The sequence below is a fragment of the Mycoplasma testudinis ATCC 43263 genome (genome assembly GCF_000687795.1).
Classification (GTDB): Bacteria; Bacillota_I; Bacilli_A; order Mycoplasmatales; family Mycoplasmoidaceae; genus Mycoplasmoides; species Mycoplasmoides testudinis.
In genome coordinates, this window is the sequence record NZ_JHXT01000022.1 from 1 (window position 1) to 20,734 (window position 20,734).

General features: G+C 33.3%; 15 protein-coding genes. All 15 read right to left on the reverse strand.

Annotated elements, in window-relative coordinates; translation table 4 throughout:
• A partial coding sequence (locus T384_RS06655) for a transposase (protein ID WP_036499155.1) occupies positions 1-261 on the reverse strand: 261 nt, incomplete at its 3' end.
• Between the two features lie 435 nt (positions 262-696).
• Positions 697-1,290 carry a DNA-3-methyladenine glycosylase I gene (locus T384_RS06660; protein ID WP_052663575.1) on the reverse strand — a complete coding sequence of 198 codons (594 nt, stop codon included), beginning with the start codon at positions 1,288-1,290 and terminating at the stop codon, positions 697-699.
• Between the two features lie 95 nt (positions 1,291-1,385).
• Entirely contained in the window at positions 1,386-2,525 is a 1,140-nt protein-coding gene (locus tag T384_RS07055) for a P30/P32 family tip organella adhesin (protein WP_052663577.1), read from the reverse strand.
• A 258-nt stretch (positions 2,526-2,783) separates the two neighbouring features.
• The gene (locus T384_RS0105110; RefSeq protein ID WP_027120112.1) at positions 2,784-6,872 is read right to left on the reverse strand and encodes a hypothetical protein; all 4,089 of its coding nucleotides are present in this window, start codon (positions 6,870-6,872) and stop codon (positions 2,784-2,786) included.
• A gap of 174 nt (positions 6,873-7,046) precedes the next feature.
• Positions 7,047-7,910, reverse strand: a complete 864-nt coding sequence (locus tag T384_RS0105115) for an MPN552 family protein (RefSeq protein ID WP_027120113.1) — start codon at positions 7,908-7,910, stop codon at positions 7,047-7,049.
• A 5-nt stretch (positions 7,911-7,915) separates the two neighbouring features.
• Complete coding sequence (thrS, locus tag T384_RS0105120; RefSeq protein ID WP_052663579.1) at positions 7,916-9,661, reverse strand: threonine--tRNA ligase; 1,746 nt, start codon at positions 9,659-9,661, stop codon at positions 7,916-7,918.
• 143 nt (positions 9,662-9,804) lie between these two features.
• Complete coding sequence (locus tag T384_RS0105125) at positions 9,805-10,113, reverse strand: hypothetical protein (RefSeq protein ID WP_027120115.1); 309 nt, start codon at positions 10,111-10,113, stop codon at positions 9,805-9,807.
• 16 nt (positions 10,114-10,129) lie between these two features.
• Positions 10,130-10,459 carry a DUF3217 domain-containing protein gene (locus tag T384_RS0105130; RefSeq protein ID WP_027120116.1) on the reverse strand — a complete coding sequence of 110 codons (330 nt, stop codon included), beginning with the start codon at positions 10,457-10,459 and terminating at the stop codon, positions 10,130-10,132.
• Between the two features lie 167 nt (positions 10,460-10,626).
• Positions 10,627-11,274: an MPN555 family protein chaperone gene (locus T384_RS0105135; RefSeq protein WP_084266150.1), complete on the reverse strand. Its 648-nt coding sequence runs from the start codon at positions 11,272-11,274 to the stop codon at positions 10,627-10,629.
• A gap of 108 nt (positions 11,275-11,382) precedes the next feature.
• A complete protein-coding gene (ftsY, locus tag T384_RS0105140) occupies positions 11,383-12,432 on the reverse strand; it encodes a signal recognition particle-docking protein FtsY (protein WP_027120118.1) in 1,050 nt (349 codons plus the stop codon).
• Positions 12,433-12,437: 5 nt separating this feature from the next.
• Complete coding sequence (locus tag T384_RS0105145) at positions 12,438-15,395, reverse strand: AAA family ATPase (protein ID WP_027120119.1); 2,958 nt, start codon at positions 15,393-15,395, stop codon at positions 12,438-12,440.
• An 83-nt stretch (positions 15,396-15,478) separates the two neighbouring features.
• On the reverse strand, positions 15,479-16,918 hold the full coding sequence (gene rnc / locus T384_RS07060; protein ID WP_052663581.1) for a ribonuclease III: 1,440 nt from the start codon (positions 16,916-16,918) through the stop codon (positions 15,479-15,481).
• Positions 16,919-17,196: 278 nt separating this feature from the next.
• The gene (gene plsX / locus T384_RS0105155; RefSeq protein WP_027120121.1) at positions 17,197-18,189 is read right to left on the reverse strand and encodes a phosphate acyltransferase PlsX; all 993 of its coding nucleotides are present in this window, start codon (positions 18,187-18,189) and stop codon (positions 17,197-17,199) included.
• A complete protein-coding gene (locus T384_RS0105160) occupies positions 18,189-19,916 on the reverse strand; it encodes a DAK2 domain-containing protein (RefSeq protein WP_027120122.1) in 1,728 nt (575 codons plus the stop codon). The genes plsX and T384_RS0105160 overlap by 1 nt, the downstream gene beginning before the upstream one ends.
• 10 nt (positions 19,917-19,926) lie before the next feature.
• Positions 19,927-20,205 (reverse strand): hypothetical protein, encoded by a 279-nt coding sequence (locus T384_RS0105165; protein WP_027120123.1) that lies wholly within the window; start codon positions 20,203-20,205, stop codon positions 19,927-19,929.
• Positions 20,206-20,734: the final 529 nt, after the last annotated feature.

Consider the following 20,734-nt stretch of genomic DNA (forward strand, 5'->3'; position numbering starts at 1 on the left):
AACAGTTTTTTCAATGAAACCATTCCGGCGATTGGAGTTTTCAGAACGCTCGTATTCGCTTCTTCCTAAATGTTCATCCATTTCGGCTTTAAGAAGTGCATTCAGTGGTTCAGAAAATACTTCTGTCATTGATTTAATTAAACTATTGGCACTGCTAGCATCAAAAATATCTGGGTTTCCTAGTACCAATTGGTTAAATTGGTCCATTACTTTTCGATAATTTTCAGATTTAGGTGGTTTTGGAGTTATTTTCTTTGCCATCTTGTTAATCATCCTTAATTAATTATTTGAATTTTAACACGATGCCAATTTAACACACTTATTTCATTACTACCCAAAAATCATAAAACGACGAATAAATCGATAATTTTAGAAAACAAAATTGGAAACAATTTGATTAAATTAATTTTTAAAATTTATAAAGATAATTGAGAAATAACTATATACACATTCGCTGTGAAGTCCAATAATGAATACATTTTTATTTCAATCTGATGTTTTTAGCGGCAACTTCCAAGTTATCATTTATTTAATTTATTAATTTATGCTTACGTATCTACGTAGGATTTTAGATATTAATAAGATTCATATTCTAATAACTTTGGATTAGGAAATTTATTTTTACAAGACGGTGAGGATATGATAAATTTTAACTGTTTTACCAAAATTCCTTAATGAAAAATAGACTGTATAAATTTAATTGTTTTTTATTCTCATTTTTTTCTTTAAATAATATCAATCGCATTGTGGTTGATGATCATCATACACACCAACTGCTTGTAAATAAGAAAAAATGGTAATAGGGCCAACAAAAGTAAAACCGTATTTTTTTAATTTTGCAGATAGGTCTTTAGCAAAATTATTTACCACTGTTCCAGGTTTGTTATGACCTTGAATAAAAACTTTCTTAGATTGATAAACCAAATCTTGTAAAGTAATTTTTTCTTGCTTCAAATTTAAATAGGCTTTAGCGTTATTCACAATTGAAATAAGTTTTTTTTCGTAGCGAATTAAACCCGTATTTGACATCATCTTTTTAATATCGCCATGTTTTATTTCAATAATTTTTTCAGGTTTAAAATTGAAAAAAGCTTTTTCGTAATATTTCTTTTTAGATAACACTAAATCAAAACTCAACCCCGCGGCTTGTGACTCTAAACATAAGTATTCAAACAATTCATGCTCAGTTTTTCAAGGAATACCTCAAAAATTGTCATGATGGTCAATATAATAAACAGAGCGAGCTCAAGAACAGCGCTGGAGTTGGGGCGGTTTTTTAGTATTGATCATATTTTAAAACTCTTAATGTTTTTAATTATATTGATAAAGCAATAAAAAAAACTTGGCGTACATCCAAGTTAATTCATTTTTTATTATTTTTTTTATTATCGCGGACCATAACCTTGAGGAGGTCTTGGACCATAACCTGGTTGTTGGCCGTATGGATTCATCGGACGTGGCCCAGGTGGTGGCAACATTGGACGTTGTCCTGGAGGAGGCATCATTCCGGGTTGCTGTGGATACATCCCTGGTCGAGGCGCCATTCCTGGTTGTTGTGGGTACATTCCAGGACGTGGTGGCATTCCAGGTTGTGGACCAAATCCAGGACGTGGTGGCATTCCAGGTTGTTGACCAAATCCAGGACGTGGTGGCATTCCTTGAGTAGGTGGTAACATCGGACGCGGTCCTTGAGGCATCATTCCCGGTTGTTGTGGATACATTCCAGGACGTGGTGGCATCATACCTGGACGCGGTGGATACATTCCTGGACGTAGCATCATCCCTGGTTGTTGTTGTGGATACATACCAGGACGTGGCATCATAGCTTGAGGAGGCATTCCTGGACGCGGTGGCATTCCTGGTTGAGGTGCAAAACCAGGTTGGGATGGCATTCCAGCTGGTTGACCGCCAAAACCTCCAGGATACATTCCTGGTTGTTGAACAGGCCCATAAGGAGTTTGTGGTAAAACTTGACCTTGAAGTACTGGTGCAGCTGGGGTTGCAGGAGTAACAACCGGAGTTGCTGGTTCAACTTTTTTAGGTTCTTCTTTAGCTTTTTCTTCAGCTGCTGCTTTTTCAGCAGCTGCTTTTGCAACTTCTTTAGTTTCTGTTTCTTGTTCAACAGCCGCTTCTTGAGCAGCTACTTCATCTAGCTGAGCCATTAATGCTTCGTGTTCTTCACGTTCAGCGCGTAGTCGCCGTTCTTTTTTCTTAGCAATCGGAATAGCAATTCCTAATCCTAAAACAATCGCTAAAACGATTAATCCGGCTCCCACTCCAACTACTGGAGCAAACCAAATTTGATCTTGAATTGCAACCGGTGCTAAACCATCTGCTTGATTAATAACATTAGCACTTTGTGCAATAGTTTTAATTGATTCTTGAGCTTGCTGTTGAACCACTAAACTATGATTCTGCTCAGGAGCTGTAGTTGTTTGTGTCGCAATTACTCCGCCAACGACACCGCCAACAGCTAATAAGCCTAACGTTGCGGAAATTTTGTGGATCACTTTTTTAAGTTTCATGTGGTCTAAGGTTCCCCTTATTTAAATTTAAAGTTGCCAATTATACGTTGTAAAACAGCGCATATTAATACATAAATAATATAGGCATATTCTACTATAAAAAAACAACATCCTTGCATTTAATGAGTAAATAATTATATAAAACAACTGATTTTAAACAATAATTTTAATTTCTCAACATTTTCACCCTAATACTTCAGCAAAAAAATAAGCGATTAGTGAAATCAAAATATAACTAAAACCGATTATTGAACAATTTTAATATTTACCAAATCTTCGTGGCGGAGTTAAAGACGAACCTCTTGAAAAACTAGGAGCTGTTACACCCATTGCTCTAGCAGACCCATATGGGCGGCGTAACGACGAGCTTCTGTAAGTATTAATCATAGGAGCTGGTAAAGTTGTTCGAATTCGTGAAGTTAATGATGCGTTTGGTGAAGAATAATTTAATGGTTCATAACGACGGAGTGCTAACCGTGAAGAAGAACGATAAGCACCAAATCCAACAGGTAACGATGAAATCGGACGGGATGTATACATTCGGTTAGAACCAAACGTGGTTAAACTTCGCGAAATTGGGTAATTGATACTTGGACGGGTGAAGCCATCATTTCGAACCGGTGCAAACGAAGGTGCAAAATTACTACCTGGACGAATTTGTGGTTCATACATCCGGCTAGAACGACGATAAGTTGTAAATGTTGAACTTGGAACACTTCGGTTAAACGTATCTAAAGTCGTTTGCAAAGATCTTGAATATGGCCGGGTTGGAGTTCGATATTCCAAGGCTTGAGGATATTCATTAACCATTTGTTGTTGATATGTATTAGCATAAAGTGGTTCACGTTCTTGACTCATTCGAACTTGTTCTTCGTATTCATCATGTGGTTCACGATCGTAAATTTCATCAGTATATTCATTATCATAAACAGGGCGATTTGCCGCTTCATACATTGTTTGTTCATCCACAGGAGGATAGTATTCATTACGGAAACTTGGCGTTTCATATCCTGGTTCATTTTCGTAAGGATATGGTTGTCCTGCTGTTTCATAATCACCACCAGCGTGCCGATAAACGGGACGAACTGGTTGAGTTGGATAATTCGATTGAACTTGTCTAGAATTAAAATTTTCGTCTTCGAAAACAATTTCTTTAGTTTGTATTGGCGCTGTAGTTAAATTAACTTTGGTACTTGGAGCAACTTGTTCTTCATAAACGTCTTGAGTAGGGCGGATTGTTTTGGTTGGCACAGTGTAGCGTGCTTGAGGTTGAATTTCAACTTCTGGACGAACAAATATTTTTGGTTCTGGCAACAATTCATCTTGTGAATGAGTGATTGGTTTAGTTGCACTAGGTGTAAATGCATCCGCTTCAACTACTGGTTTAGTTGGTAAAACTTGCGATTCGTTAGGTTGTTTTTTATTAGCAGGTATAAAAATATTAGAAACATCAAAATGATAATCAAGTTCGGGTTCTACAACAATTGGTTTGGTTGGTGTTGGTTTAATAAAGATGTCACTTGGATTTAAATTCAGAGTTTGATCAACCTCGATTGGCTTAACTTCTGAATCAACAAAAGCCGGATTGTCAAAGTTTAATTTGTAAGCTGGTTCAACTGCAACAGTTGCTGGGGGTACAACTTTAGTAAAAATATCGTTAACATCCACCAATTGTGGTTGATTATCAAGTTCAGGTAACACTTCTTGTGTATGAATTGGTTTAGTAAAAATGTCAGCTGCATTAACATGAAGATCAGATAGTTCATCATCTGGTTGATGATCAATATCTTTAGTATCTATTTTTGCATTAGAAACAACTTCTATCGGTTTTGTCAAAACGGGATTAATTGTTAAATCTGGTGTTGGTTCTAATGTTTGTTCAATTACTTGAGAAGCATTATTTTCAATTGACTCTTGAATACTTACAATGTTTTCGTTTTCTAGAATTGCTTTATATTGTTGAACTTGTTTTTCTAATTCAGCAATTCGTAAAAGTTCAGTATCAATAATTTTTTGTTTATCGTCTTCTTCAGGGGCTTGTAAATCTTTATTACGTGCAGGAATAAATTCAACATCAACGTTGTTATCTGATGTTTCAACTGCATCATCATTAGTAATAACTGACACATCCGGTGTTGGTGAAATTGATTCAGAATTCAAAATTGCGTCGAATTCTTCAGTTGATAAAGCCGGTTCTTTTTGTGGTTTGACATTGGATTCACTTGCTGGTTTTTCAATCGCTTGATGAATTTCTTCAACAACATCATCGACTTTTTTATCAGCATTAAATCCGATTGGAACAAATAATTCTTCAACTGGTTTTTCAATGGTTTTAACTGGCTCAGTTTCTTCTGGTTCGACAACTTCTGGTTTTGTAAGCGGCTCATCTTTTGCTTCAATAACAGAAATTGGTGCTTGTATAGGGATAAATTCTTCTTTCACAAGCGGTTTTTGTTCTTCAACTACTGGGACAGAAGTTTCGTTTGGTAAATTAACTGGTTGTTTAATTTCTTCTCGAACTTGAGATTCACCGTGATGTTCAAGTTCAGGCACAGAATCTTTAAATTCATTAGATAAAGGACTTACAAGAGGTATTGTTTGCGCGGCCGGTTCATTTTTTGCAAGAGAATTTTGATCATTAATTGCTTCGTCATGGGATTGCAAAGCCTGTTGAACTGATTCTGGGTTTTCATATCCAAATTGATTTGATGGCGTATTTAAAGCCTGATTATTATGTGGATAAGCAAGCTCATTTGTTGGGTTGGTGTCATAACTATATTGACCTTGTTCCACCGGTAAATAAGGATCTTGATTATTTTCTAAAGGCAACTGATGGTATGAATCAGTACTAGATCTAATGTTTTGTGAATCATAAACATCTTGATAAGGCTGCTGACCATAATTATCGTTTGATTCATTTGATTGATATGGAGACATTTGGTTTGAATCTGCATATTGCGAATCAATTGGATGCGTGTAATTAAGATTGCTGTCTGAGCTTTGATATGCTTGTTGATTTATGTCATAAGCTTGGTCAAGCGGTTGTTGTTCATAATTATTTTCTGGATAAACTTGTTGATTTGAATCAGTATATTGCTGATCAAGCGGTTGTTGGTCAAAACTATTATCTGGATAAATTTGTTGATTTGGATCTGTATATGCTTGATCAACTGGCTGTTGTTCAAAACTATTTTCTGGATAAATTTGTTGGCTGTGGTCTACATAAGCTTGATCAACTGGTTGTTGTTCAAAACTATTTTCTGGATAAATTTGTTGACTGTGGTCTACATAAGCTTGGTCAACTGGTTGTTGTTCAAAACTATTTTCTGGATAAACTTGTTGGTTCGGATCAACGTACGCCTGATCAACTGGTTGTTGCTCAAAACTACCGTCAGAATAAACCTGTTGGTTTTGATCTTCATATGCAGGAGTTAAACCTTGTTGGTTAAAATCGTAAGAATTTTGATTTTCAGAATACAGTTGCTGACCTTGTTCTTGATATGGTAATTCCATTGGATGTTCGCTAAAATCAGTTGGTTGCTGGGTTTGATCTTGATATTGAGCTGCACTAGATGTGTCAAGTACTGGCGCTTGACCATAGTATTCTTGTCCAGGAACATTTTGTTGATCATAAGCATTTGGCACACCGTAAACGTCTTGCGGTTGTGGAGCATAATTATCAGAATTTAAATAATCGTTAGGATATTGTGGAGCAACATCAGATTGACTAATTTGGGGATTTTCATAAAGTTGTGGAGCTTCATTAGCTTCAACGGATGGAGCAGTTTCAACTGGTGATTGAGAATTATCAGTAACAGCTGTTTCAGATAAATCTGGTGTGGCATCACTGGTTTCTTCACTTAAAGAAGCTTCTTCGTTAGGAGCACTTTCTTCACTAGTTGCTTCAGCAGGTTCATTTTCTTGCTCTAGTTGTTCTTCGTTAGGTTTAGAAAAACGTGGAGGTAACGGTTTTAAAACCGATCCATCGGCTTCATGATAATCTTCAGCATTAACTGCTTGGCCAGTTTCGGGGTTAGCATATTGTTGGGTTTCGTGATCGTATGCTAAAACAACTGGTACATTATTTTTATCGAAAACTTCTACACCGACAATTCGTGGTTTAAAAACAAAAGGTTGATCATTTTCATCTAGCAAAGAATCCATGACATTCGCAGGTAATGGTTTAAGAGTTTTAATATAAACAACATCGCCAGATTCTTGGTTCTGGATAAGTGTATAAATCTTACCCGACTTGCTGTCGTAAGCATAATTTAAATCGAAATTAGCGTATTTTTTTGCATTTTTATGTTTGAGTGCATTCAATTTTTTTTCAAGTTTAGGGTTCATGAGGTTGCTCCACGGCGTTAACTTATGACAAAGATGCCATAAACATATAGTTATTTTAACAATTTATAACGTATCAAGAACGTTTTTTTGTCTGACGCTCTTATATTTATATACTTAGATATAAATAAATAATCTTAATAGACATTGTTTTTTTATTAAGATAACAACAAAAAATTATTGAAACTCGTTTATTTTTTTAGTTGTATTAAGATAATCCAGTATTTCTAAAGGGTTTTTCGGATTGTATATAAATGTCGAATTTTTCTTAAATTCCTCACTTGTATATTCAGGAAGAATAACTTCCCCATACCGATGCAACCCAACATAGTCTAATTCTCCAAGACTAATGTAAACTACATCTTCAAGATTTAAGTAAGATGCTTTCAAATAAGCATTAATTGCTGTTGCTTTTGAAACGCCCTTGCGAGTAAAGGCATAGTTTTTAGTTAAAAATTCGTTGATATTAAGATTTCGTTCTTTTAACAAATCATTAATTTCGTTATCTTGAGCTAAAAATTTAACAGCAAAATTTCGATTGTTTTCAAATACATAGACTTCAGAAATATCGATTTGGTTTAAAGCGGTTTCAAACGACAAATAATCGTTGTTTTGTTCTAAGCTTCCAAATTTTCAGATACCCTTAAAGTCTTTAACATCTTGAAAATTTAAAAAATAATTTAAAAAGACATTTGACTGATTGTCGCCTTTAGAACGGCCCTTAACAATAACTCCCGAATAAGAAGCAATAGCTAAATGTAAAATTAAGTCAACATCATTGCGATTGATAAATCCAAAATATTGAAAAGCAGGTAATTCTGAGCGTTTTAAAACAGCTCCTGATCCTGAAATAATGTCGATTTTGGCTGTATTTAAAACTTCACAAATTTGGGCTGCTTGCTCATACCAGCCATTCGTTGTTAACAAGACAAAATTATCCTTACTAAGGGTTTTTAAGAACTCTGAAAATTTTTCAAGATTTACGTGTTCATCATAGATTGAAGATAAATTTGTGTCAAAAATAAAAAGTTTTTTTCCCATAATAATTAGTTCATTTTTGGAGTCTGTTTTTTAAAAATATTAACAAATTCTGTAAAACTAAGACTGTTAACTTCATCAGAACCATAATTGCGATAATTCACTTTTTTCAAATCAGCGGCTTCTTTGTCACCAATTACCATTTGCATTGGAATTTTATTAATTTGAGCTTCGCGGATTTTCTTAGCTAAACGTTCATCACGCATATCGATCTCTGCTCGAATGTTAGCTTGATAAAGTTTTTCTTTAAGTGTTTTGCAAGCTTTTAAATGAAGGCTATTATTTACGGGAATTAGCTTCACTTGAACGGGTGCTAATCATAGCGGTAAAATTCCTTTGGTTTGTTCTAGCAACGTAGCCACAAAACGTTCGTAAGTTCCGATAATACCTAAATGAACAACAACGCACTTTTGTTCAACTTTATCCTTATCAAAATATGTTAAATTGAATTTATTAGGTAATGAAAAATCAAGTTGAATAGTTGAAATCGTTACGATTTTGTTTAAAACAGTCTTAATTTGAAAATCAATCTTAGGTCCATAAAAAGCCGCATCACCAACTTGTTTTGTGTATTTGATGTTTAATTTTTTTAAAGCTGCTTCTAATTGCAATTCACTTGTCTTTCACATTTTTTCGTCATCAATAAATTTAGCTTTATTTTTGGGATCATGTAAAGCTAAGTCAACCCGTTCAAATTTTAAACCGAAAGTATTCACAACTTCTTCTAAAATATTATATGAATTAGTAATTTCACTTTCAATTTGATCTGCTCGGCAAAAAATGTGATTGTCTAATAAGGTCATTGAACGAACCCGTTCTAAACCAGTTAAACCACCTGAAGCTTCGTAACGATGTAAAATTGCATCTTCACTCAAACGAATTGGCAAATCCTTATAAGTTCTTGGTTTATTCAAATAAACCAAAGAATGATGCGGACAAGTCATTGGACGCAACATCATGAAATCTCCATCTAAGAGTTTGATTGGTGGAAACATATCTTCATTGTAATGAGTGTAATGCCCACTCATTTTATACATTTCTAAATTTCCTAAGACTGAAGTGCTGACAAAATCAAAACCATAACGTCGTTGGCGGTTGTGAACATAGTTGCCGATAATGTCTTTTAGAATTGTTCCTTTAGGAAGTCAAATTGCCATCCCTTTTCCAGACAATTGATTAAAAGTAAACAAATCTAAATCTTTACCAATTTTGCGATGGTCTGAATTGCGGCGTTCTTCAATTACTTTTAAATGGTCAGTTAGTTCCTGATTTGTTTTAAAAGCACAACCACTAATTCTAACAAGTTGAGCATTTTTTTCGTCACCTTCCCAATAAGCACCGCCGATAGTCAAAAGATTATAGGCTTTTAAAATAGATAATTTCGGATAAACTGGTTGCTCATGTCAAATCCAAACATCTTTTTGGTTTGATGAAACAAACACAAATTTCTTTTTACCACTATTTTTTATCAATTGGCTTTCAAAAGGATCATTTTTTACTATTTCCAAAGCTGTTTTTAAATCAACTTCTTTAGTTTCAGTTGGTTTAAAATTTTGTGCCAATTTTAGTAATTGCTTATTAAGTGATAAAAAGTTTTTTGAACTTAGTTCTAGTTTTTTGCTTAAAAAATCTAGATAAAAACCTTCATCATTGTATTTGGTTTCACCAAATTTGATTTGAGGATCTTCGTGAACTAAATAACTTTTCAAAATAAAACAAGCAGCTGCAAATTCAGCGCGGATTTCATTACTCATAAATAAACTAAACTCCATTTAATGCGTCAAACATAGATTGTAATTATCAATAATGATAAAACAAAAAACCTAGAAAAAAACAAAAATAAATCCAAACAGACAGATGTTTATCTAACTTTGGATTTATTCGAATTTAAAAAGTTTTAAAGATTATTAGTAGGTATTTGCGGTTGGGGAATTTTTGTAACTTGTTTTACATCAATTACAGTTTTATGATACAAGCGTGATTTAAAAATGGTGAGCTTGCCTTCAATTAATACTCAAGCATCTTGAACTAATAAATCATGAATGCTCTTAGCTTGACAAGAACAATATAATTCAAAATAATGTTCAATCGGTTTTCCATCTACAACTGAAACTTGCGAAATTCTGGCAAAATAAGATCCACTATCAGTTTTTTTAACTTTACTCAATTGACCTGAAATTTTTACGTAGTTTACATACTCTAGCATAATCTTTATTTTCTCTTTATTTTATCTCTTTCGTTTTTTCCTGATCGTTGATTAATTTTGTTCGCCCGTCGATTAAAATCTTTTTAATTTCAATAGCGGTTTTTCATTGTTTGGTTTTATGATCTTGGTAAGTTCGTAACTCGCCTTCAACGGTGATTGTTTCGTATTCGTGCACATATTTTTCTAATTCAAATGCTAAAGGCTTGTTTGCATACACAGTAAAATTATCCTTGTAAACAGAACGGCCAAACGAACGCGTTTGACGAATGCTTACAAAAAATCCATTTCCTGTGGATGATCATCTTGAACTGATGATGCTACCTTCGATAATCACTTTGTTTAACATATCTAACTACCAAATAAAATACCGTTTTTCTCGAAAAAAAGAAGTTTTCAAAAAAAACTAGCACAACATGCATTATATATTAGTTCTTGCACTTTTATTAATTTAAATAAAAAATAAAGACTATTTTGCGTAGCCTTTATTTTTCGAAATATAAATCTCTGATCGTCCTAATTTTTTGCAGTTGGAATATCAGGTTGTTTAAAATTTGGATTACTTAATTCAAAACGGATTGGGAAAGCTGAAATTGTTTTTAAGATTAGTTTTTCTTCTAAAATCGCTTGGCGAATTCCTTCAAATTTAGCCTTATCGTCCAAAACTTCTCGAATCGATTGATTTGTACGTTGGTAGAAAACATCAAGCATTGATTTTACTTCTTCGTCACTGACAACGATATTTCATAACTTTGCTAAGTGATCAAAAACGAGTTGCTTTTTAATAATTTTATCAGCGATAATGGCAACACCGTTATCATCTAAAGCTTGCGGACCAGACAAATTTTTCTTTAAATCGTCTTTAATTTGATTAACGAAATTAGCGTCTAAATCAAAATTAAAATGGGTCACAATTTCATTCATAGCGGTTGAAAACAAATTATCTTTGATTACAACTTGAACCATTTCAAAATCTAACATTTGTGGTGTTATGTTTGGTAATCCTTTTGATAATCGTTCTTTGTGTTGTGCAATTAAATTAGCGTCAGCGAAAATCCGGGTAATAACTAACTCTTTTTTAAAGTCAATTTCGCCGTTGGGAGTTGCTTTTGAAGTGTTTACAGGAATTGCGTTTTGGGTATTTGTACTCTTATTATCGTTCATAAATAATGCTCCTAGCAAGGTCAACGTATTTAATTATATACTAAAATCAAATTTAATATGTGTCATACTTCAAGAAAATTAAAAAAATTGTAAAGACAAGGGCAACATTTATTCGGCATGAACAGATTCATCTAAACCCAATCCTGCTGTCATCCCTAAGATATACTTTTCCAAATCAAAATCAGCAAGATCATCTAATTGTTCGCCCAAACCAATTAATTTAACTGGAATTTTAAAGGAATCTTTAATTCCTAAAATAATACCACCTTTTGATGAACTATCAGTTTTAGTTAGAATTATGCCACTAACTTTGGTTAGTTCATTAAAGGCTTTAGCTTGATTTAAACCAGATTGTCCAGTTGTAGCATCTAAAACTAGTAGTGTTTCATGTGGAGCATCAACGACAAACTTGGCTATTACATCCCGAATTTTCTTAAGTTCATTCATTAGATTAATTTTGTTTTGGAGTCGTCCCGAAGTATCACAAATAACTAAATCGTATTTTTCTTCAACTCCTTTTTTAACACCTTGATAGATAACTGCAGGAGCATCTTGTTTATCATTAGTAGCCGTGACAATATCACATCCTGTGCGTTCGGCTCAAATTTTTAGTTGTTCAACTGCTCCTGCCCGGAAAGTGTCACCTGCAACAAATAAAATTTTTTTATTTAATTTTTTAAAACGGTTAGCAATTTTGGCAATACTTGTTGTTTTGCCAACACCATTAACACCGATCATTAAAAAAACATTGGTCCGACCATCAACATAATTTAAAGATGTGTCAAACTCTGTATCTTGGATATAATAAACAAACAATTTATCAACAATAATTTCTTTTAATAATTTGGGATCATTAACATTTTGATAGCGTACTTCATCTTTAATTGCTTCAAGAATTTTTTCGCATGAAGCATATCCGATGTCTAATGACACCAATAATTCGAAAAGGTTTTCAAAAAAAGTTTCATCTAGTTGAACGTATTGTTTTGATAAATTATTTAAAGCGTTAGAAAAATTGTTTGCTGATAAACGTAATCCCGCATCGTATTTTTTTTGATCTTGAACAAAAACCCGATTGGCTTCAGTTTTTTCATGAATTTGATCAATTAAATCTTTTTTCTTTTTTAATTTTCCAAATAGATTAGAAAAAAATCCCATAAGTATTAAGCTCCTTGTTCTGGTGGTATTTCAGAAGCGTAATTTTCAGCTTGTTCAATACTCACAGACAACATTTTAGTTACACCTTTGGTTTGCATTGTTGCTCCTAGTAAAGTATCACACTTTGTCATTGTTCCTTGTCGATGGGTAATGACAATGAATTGGGTATTTGTACAAGCTTGACGAATAATATTTGCAAACCGTTCAACATTAGCCGGATCTAAAGCGCTTTCGGCTTCATCTAAAATTACTAATGGAAAGGCACTGATTTTTAAAATACTAAATAAAACAGATAGTGCGACTAGAGTTTTTTCGCCTCCAGATAATAACATTAAATTACCAACGTTTTTCCCGGGTGGATTAGCATAAACTTCAATCCCGGTTGTCAAAACGTCTTCGGGATTAGTATAACGAATTTGACAAGAACCACCACCAAATAAATAGAAGAAAGTTTTAGGTAATTCTTCGTTTAACTTATCAATTAGTTGGGCAAACTCAACTCGGGCTTTATCATCTAATTCATTAATTGCTAGTTGAACTTGATCTTTGGCTGTTACTAATTCTTGTTGTTGAGCATATAGTTCGTCATGCCGTTTTTGCTTAACATCAAGTTCTTCGATTGCTTCCATATTAATGGCACCTAGATTATCAATCGCTGACTGTAACTTGTTAATTTTAGTCCGGGCTTGGGCTTCTGGTAATGGCAATTCTTTTTGGTAATTTTCAATTGCAAAATCAATCGCCATTTTATAGGTTTCATTAATCTTGTTTTTGGCATTATCCATAATGTTTTCGTGACGGACTGCACTTTCTTTACAATTAACTAATTTTGTTCGATCATCATCCAATAAGGCCCGTAAATCGTTAAACTTGGCAGTTAGCTCTTCAACTTGCAATTTATAAGTTGTTTTAGCTTCTTGGTTTATTCGTAAATCTTCATTTAAACGTTCGCGTTTTTGAACTAAATCGTTAAGACTAGAATGAATTTTATCTTCATCCCAGTTGACATCTTTCCCATCATATGTTTTACTAGTCAATTGTTCGTATTCGATTTTATATTGATCAACTTGTTTTTTTGAATTGGTTATTAAATCGTTGTAACGTTGTAAACTCAATTTTCGTTCATTAACTTGAACTTCTAAATCTTTTAATGACAAACTAATTTTGTCAATTTGAACTGACAAATTATTGATTTCTTTATTAGTTTCACTAATGGTGTCTTGTAAAGTTTTAATTTTTTCGTCCGCGTTAAATAAAACTGTTCGTGAAGAGCGATAACCACCAGTGATTGCACCACCAGCCGCAACAATATCACCTTGTAAAGAAATAACGCGATAAATTTGGTAAGTGAAGCGTGACACTTTAATGGCCGTATCTAAATCAGTTGCAATTAAAATTTGACCCAATAAGGCACTCACAGCCGGTTCAAACATTTTATCAAATTTAACTAATCCAGCAGCGACTCCGACAAAACCTTCTACTTGGTTTAAAACTTCTAAATGTTCTTCTTTAACATTTCGCTGTTTAATTTCACTTAAAGGTAAAAAAGTTCCCATTCCTGCTTTATTAGTTTTTAAAAATTCAATTGCATTTTGAGCATCTTGACTTGTATCTACTACTACGTTTTTTAAACTTCGTCCTAAAGCAACACTAATGGCCTTTTCGTATTCTTGTGGAACATTTAAAAAGTCTTGAACAATTCCATGAATACCTGATAACGCTGCTTTATTACTTAAAATTGATTTAACACCTGTTTCGCGTTCTAATTCGCTTTGCTTTTGAGATTTCAAAAAATCTAATTCAATTTGGGATTGGTACAACTTGTTGGATAAATCCATGTGGGATTGTCGTTTCGAAGCGTTGTCTTTAGTTACTTCATCAAGTTTAACAATTGATTCATCAAGTTCAGTAGTTAGTTTTTTAACAGCTTTGTAATAACCCGAAAGTTGTTCATCAGTAATCTTAATTAATTGTTTTAAAGACTTGATTTTAACGTTAACGTCTTTAGAATTTAATCCAGTTTGCAGCTTAGCATCGATGATGACTTTCCGTTGTTCAAGTTGACTGATTTCACCATAATAGTTTTGTAAATCATTTTGTAAATTAGTAACGTTAGTATCAGCAGCTTCATAACGTTCTTTGGCAATTTCGAGTTTTTCTTCAGTAACCTTAATTAAAGGTTCGAATTTCTCGAAATTAGCATCTATGGCTTCGATTTTTCGCGCCATTTTTTCTAATTCATTTTTGTTTTTGACATAGTCACGAACTAAAATAATTAGTTCTAACTCTTTTAGTTCTTCCTTATTTTGGACGTAGATCTTAGCTTTTTCGGCTTGGGTTGTAAGTTTTTTTAAATCCCGAGAAAGTTCGTTAACAACGGTTGTAACTTGTTTTAAATTGTCAGCCGTGCGTTCTAACTGACGGATTGCATCTTCCTTTTTTTTGGCGTACCGGCCAATTCCGGCTGCTTCTTCGAATATCATTCTGCGGTCTTCTGGTTTTGCTTCAACAAACCACGAAACAGTTCCTTGAGAAATAATTCCCAAAGAACCTTTAGCTAAACCTGTATCTAAAAAGATATCTGCAATTTCTTTTAAAGTAGCGGGTTGTTCATTAATAAAGTATTCACTAATACCACTTCCACGGTGAACCCTTCGCATTACCGTGATTTCTTTTCGTTTATCGTGTAAACTTTTATTAGAATTATCAAATGTTAAAGCTACTTCTGCAGTATTCGAGGCAGGACGGTCTTTAGACCCAAAGAAAATAATGTCATCGCCGCTTTTACCGCGGAGTTGTTTCATTGAGCGTTCACCCAAAACTCATTTTAAAGCATCCACCACATTGGATTTACCAGCACCGTTAGGACCGACGATACCCGTTAATGGCTTATTGAACACAAGTTCGATATTTTCGGCATAGGATTTAAATCCGTTTGCTCTAAAACGCTTTAAAAAAATCATATTATTTGATACTTTCACTTACCTAAAATCAATACATTATATAATAATAAAATAACCTCATTTATGGATAAATAAAAACCTTTTTATTTTGAATTAGTCTTGGAACGAACCTTACTAATTTTTTCACAGGCTTCTTTGGCTGCTAAAACCTCAGCATCATGCAATTTACCAGCATAACCACGTCCATAAGTTATTCCGTTACAAATCAGTTCAACTTCAAAATTGCTACCATCGCCATGAAGTTTTTTATAAACGATATTAGTTTGTTTTCCATGCTCTTGCATTGCTTCTTGAAATTGGGTTTTGTAATCAATTGTATTTCGTAAATCGTCATTTAAATAATACTTGATGATTGTTTTCATTAACAAACGATTGGCAACAACTTCACCTTGGTCTAAAAAAACAGCACCAATAAAAGATTCAAAAATATCTTCTAAAATGCTTTCACTTACAGGACGATTTTTTAACCCTTGACCAACTTGAAGATAAGCACCCAAGTTTAAATCTGTCGAAGCACGAGCAAGGGTTTTGGCCTGGATAATTGAAATTCGATCTTTTGTCATATGGCCTTCATCATCTTCAGACATTGAATACAAAAAAACAGTAACTAATTTATTGATGATTGAATCACCCAAAAATTCTAAACGTTGGTAATTACGCTTTCCGACTGTTTCGTTAGCATATGAATTATGCGTTAACGCTTCTTCGAATAAGCTAATATCATTAGGAACAATCTTTAGAATTTCTAATAGTTCAGCAATTTTGTTATCAGCAGTTGGATAAACTACGACTTTAGGAGCAACAGGGACTAGATCACGGCTCATAGGGATTTCTTTATGATGAGCAATATCAACAAAAATATCAGGAGCAGTTTTGGTTTCAATAGCGACAGTTTGACTATTTTCACGAAAACTAGGGTTCGTTTCTATGCGAGTGATTGCTCAAGATGGCAACATATCTTTATTTTGCTGTTCGCTTTTAGAAATTTGCTTTTGGTTAAGTTTGTCTTTTTTATAATCTTTATTCTTGTTTTCGTGTTTTGAAAACAAAATATTTTTTTCAAGATCTTTATACAAGACTTGAGAAGAATCGTGATATGGACGATGGGTTAACAGATGATTCTGTGTCGTGTGTGATGGAGCAAAATGAGTCCCATTAAATAACTTGTCAATTGTTTTTGTTGGCATATTATTAATGCTTCCACTAATTTTCTCACGATTAAATTTAAAGCGCTGCTGCGTTTTTTGAAAATCTGGTTTTGACTTCTTATTAAGAGGTATCGTTTTTTGATTTTGATTACTTACGTTAAGATGCGGTGCTGAAGAAAAATCAAATTCACTCGTAGCAATAAACTTAGGTGTCAAAGTTGACTTACGTTTGGAACTGCCACCAAGCCGGGCTAATAAAGAATTTTTCTTATCCGTTTTATAAGAATGATTATTTTTAGAAGGATTAACTACAAAATTATTCTTAGTGGGGATGATTTCTAGAGTTGGTGACTCTAGATTTTTTGTTTTTTTCACAAAAACTCCTCTGTTATTTGTTAATTTGAAAAGATGTGGGGTTAGAAAATGACAGTAACGATTTGGTTAACAAATCAGATAAATGAATTGAATTTAATAATGGATTGGTTTTTAAAATAGTCCGAATCATCGAATTCGCAAATTTTAAAAACAAAATAATTAAATCTTTCAATAGTAAAAGAATTTACTATACGATTGTACACTATAAACTTTAAAAAATATTTTTAAAGAACAAAATCAACCTTGATAAAAGAAAATATCTGTTAAAAATAACGGCTTTATTTATCCGCAAGGAGTTTTTGTAAATCTGCTTTCAACTTCGGCAAAAAGTTAGCTTTAAGCGTATCATGTGCCATTCGAATCGTACTATAAAATTGCTTAAAATCCGCTGATCCATGAGTTTTTAAGGCAATTTTATCAAGTCCTAAAATAATAGCTCCGGCATTATTTTTGTAATTAAAAGTGCGGCTGATTTTCTTGATGATATTCAAGCTAAATAAGGCAGCTAAAACATTTTTCTTGTAGCCTGCTTTTAAAATCCCTGAAACAGATTTCAAAGCTCCTTCTAGTGTTTTTAAAACAAGGTTTCCACTATATCCATCTGAAACTAAAATATCACAAACACCTTCGATTAATAGACGTGGTTCTAAAAAACCAAGATAATTTAAACGCTTATCAGCTTTTAATAGTTGATCAGCACTTTGGTGAAATTCAAAGCCTTTAAAAGATTCAGTTCCGATATTTAGCAAACCTATTCGGGGATCTTTCTTAGGCGTCGTTTGTTTTACAAAATCATTTGCCATCAGTGCTAAATAATAAAGTTCTTCACCAGTATATTCTTTGTTGGCTCCGACATCTAAAAAATAAAAGCCACCGTTAACTTTAGTAGGAACTCATGGCATAAAACCGGGTTTAATTTTATCGTGAAGTTTTCCTAAAAAGATGTAAGTTAAAGCAACATAAACACCACTAGAACCTGCAGATACAACTGCATCAGCTTGATTTGAAGCTACTAAATTGATTGCCTCGTGCATTGAGCTGTGTGGCTTTCGACGAGCAGATAATGGCGTATCTTCCATCGTTATGATTTCACTCGTATGATGACATGTCAATTGGGGCATATTAGTTATTAAAGGTTCAATAACAGATTTATCACCTACTAGAATAAAATGTAAATCGGGATTTTTGTTTGCGTAAGCAATAGCAGCATTAACAGCTTCTTGTGGTTTGTTTTCAAACCCCATACAATCAACAGCAATTTTATATGTCATTATTGAATTCCAATCAAGTAAGAATAAATATCTTGCCCACCATTAACTAATTCACAGTATACACCATATTCTTCAGACACCATTTTTTCAACCTGGCGAGCTTGTCGAATTGAAATCCCGCGGCCATAAATCACAATCACAATTTCGGGTTTTTTAATTTTTCTAGTCAAATATTTCATTGTCTGATTAATGCATTGCATTAAATTGGGTTCAGAAACAACAACCTTCTTGTCAATCACTGCAATAAAATCATCTTTATGAACCATAATGTGTGGATATTTAATTGATTTGATTGATGACGAAATACTAGCAGATCCAGTCGTTTTTAAAACCCGATTCATAGTTCGAACATTACCCCGGAGATTATCGTCTGGCATAAATGCTGATAAGGCGGACATACATTCAATAAAGTTGCGACCAACTACAAGTTCGCAGTTAATAAAACGTTTAACTTGCTTTATAGCTTCTTTTGCTGCTAAAATCAAATTTGTATCATCAATAACGATAATAACGTTTCGCGACTGAGCAGCCTTAATCGCATTTAAAAATTGTCCAATTGAAGGATTACCGAATTCGGCTGTGTCAATAAAATTACTAACCCCATAATTTTTTTCAATCAAATCCCCCAAACTTTGCGATGGTGCTGTAGCAATCATTTTAATTTCGTCAGTTAACGTTTTTTCGTCAATAATTTCCTTGGTACTTAAGTGAGTAATGGCATTTGATGATGGATTTTTTTCATCTGTTTGATTACGATCATGAACTTGCAAATTCATATTTTCAACTTTTACAGAAACGAATTCACCAAAAAGTAATCCCGCTTTAATAACTTTGTCTGGTTCTAAGGTGTGAGCGTGAAGTTTTACAAGCTTTTCTTCAAAATCAGACACAATCACAACAGAGTTGACAACCTTGTTAATTTCTTTTCGTAGCTTGGCTTCGGTATATTTTATTTTTTCTAAATGTGGCTCTGCTTTTAAGGCTAGGTTAAGTAAAAATTCTGTACAATAACCGTGACCTTCTTCTTTAAGATCACCTTCAATCTTTAACAAACGAGTTGAAGCAGCTGTTGGCCGATGTGAAGTTTCTAAATCGTCTTCATCGGGTTCATCTTTACCAAGTAAAGACAATTCCATCCCTTTTAAAAACTCAACTAAACCAAAACCACCTGAATCTACTACACCAGCAATTTTTAAATCTGGTAGTAAATTAGGTGTTTGATCTAAAGATTTTTTAGCTATTTTTAAAACTATTTGAAACAAATCTTCCATCGTTTCAAGAGAATTTTCTTTTTTTGTAAGTTCTTCACTAATTTCGCGAATAACAGTTAGAATTGTCCCTTCAACTGGTTGAACTACAGATTTGTATGAGACCGCAGTGGCATCTTTAAAAGAAGTAATTAATTCTTTAATTGTTATTTCGTTTTGATTTTCTGGAAAAGGTTGAACAAAACCTTTAATAATTTGACTGAAAATAACTCCAGAATTACCTCGAGCATTCATTAGCATTGCTCTAGCAAAAGCTTTCCCCATAGCTGATAATGAATTAAAACCGTTGTTTTTAATAGCCTCAACAGCGCCATTTACCGTTATTTTCATGTTTGTTCCAGTGTCTCCATCGGGCACTGGAAAAACATTCAACTGGTTGATATATTCGAAATTTTTACTAATTTGTTTAGCGCCAGCTTCAAACATTCGGGCTAACGTTTTAGAGTCAATAGTTTTCATTATTTTATTATTATTTCCCTTCGCTAAACGCTTTGATTACAAGATTAATTGTGTATTGTTTGCCATCAGACTGGCGATATAATGCATAGTACAAAGTACGCTGTGCCATTAAACAAACTTCATAAACGCGAACATTAGGCAAGCAGGCTACATTGATAGTAATTACGTTTTTAACAATCGTAATATCTTTATCAGTAACAGTTCCTGAAATACCAGGAACCGTTCGTAATCCTTCTTGCAAATATTCTTTAATAACTTTTTCGCTAAAAACAGTTAGTTTCTGAGCCATTTTTGTACCTAAAAACTAGGAATCTAGTCTTTCCTTATACATAGATAGTTAATAATTATATCAATTTTTAAATTATTATGGATGGCAAAACAGTAAAAGTCACATAAAAGAAATAGGTGATGCAGACAAATTCTGATAAATAAAGTTATCGTTTCTATTTTTTATGAAATTCTAGAGTAATGAATATTTAGTGTAAAGTTCTAATTGGTAAAATTAATGGAGAACTTTTACCTATGAAAAAAAATAAACGCGAATTAACTCAAGAAGAAAAAGATGAGGTAGTAATGAAATAAGTGTGTTAAATTGGCATCGTGTTAAAATTCAAATAATTAATTAAGGATGATTAACAAGATGGCAAAGAAAATAACTCCAAAACCACCTAAATCTGAAAATTATCGAAAAGTAATGGACCAATTTAACCAATTGGTACTAGGAAACCCAGATATTTTTGATGCTAGCAGTGCCAATAGTTTAATTAAATCAATGACAGAAGTATTTTCTGAACCACTGAATGCACTTCTTAAAGCCG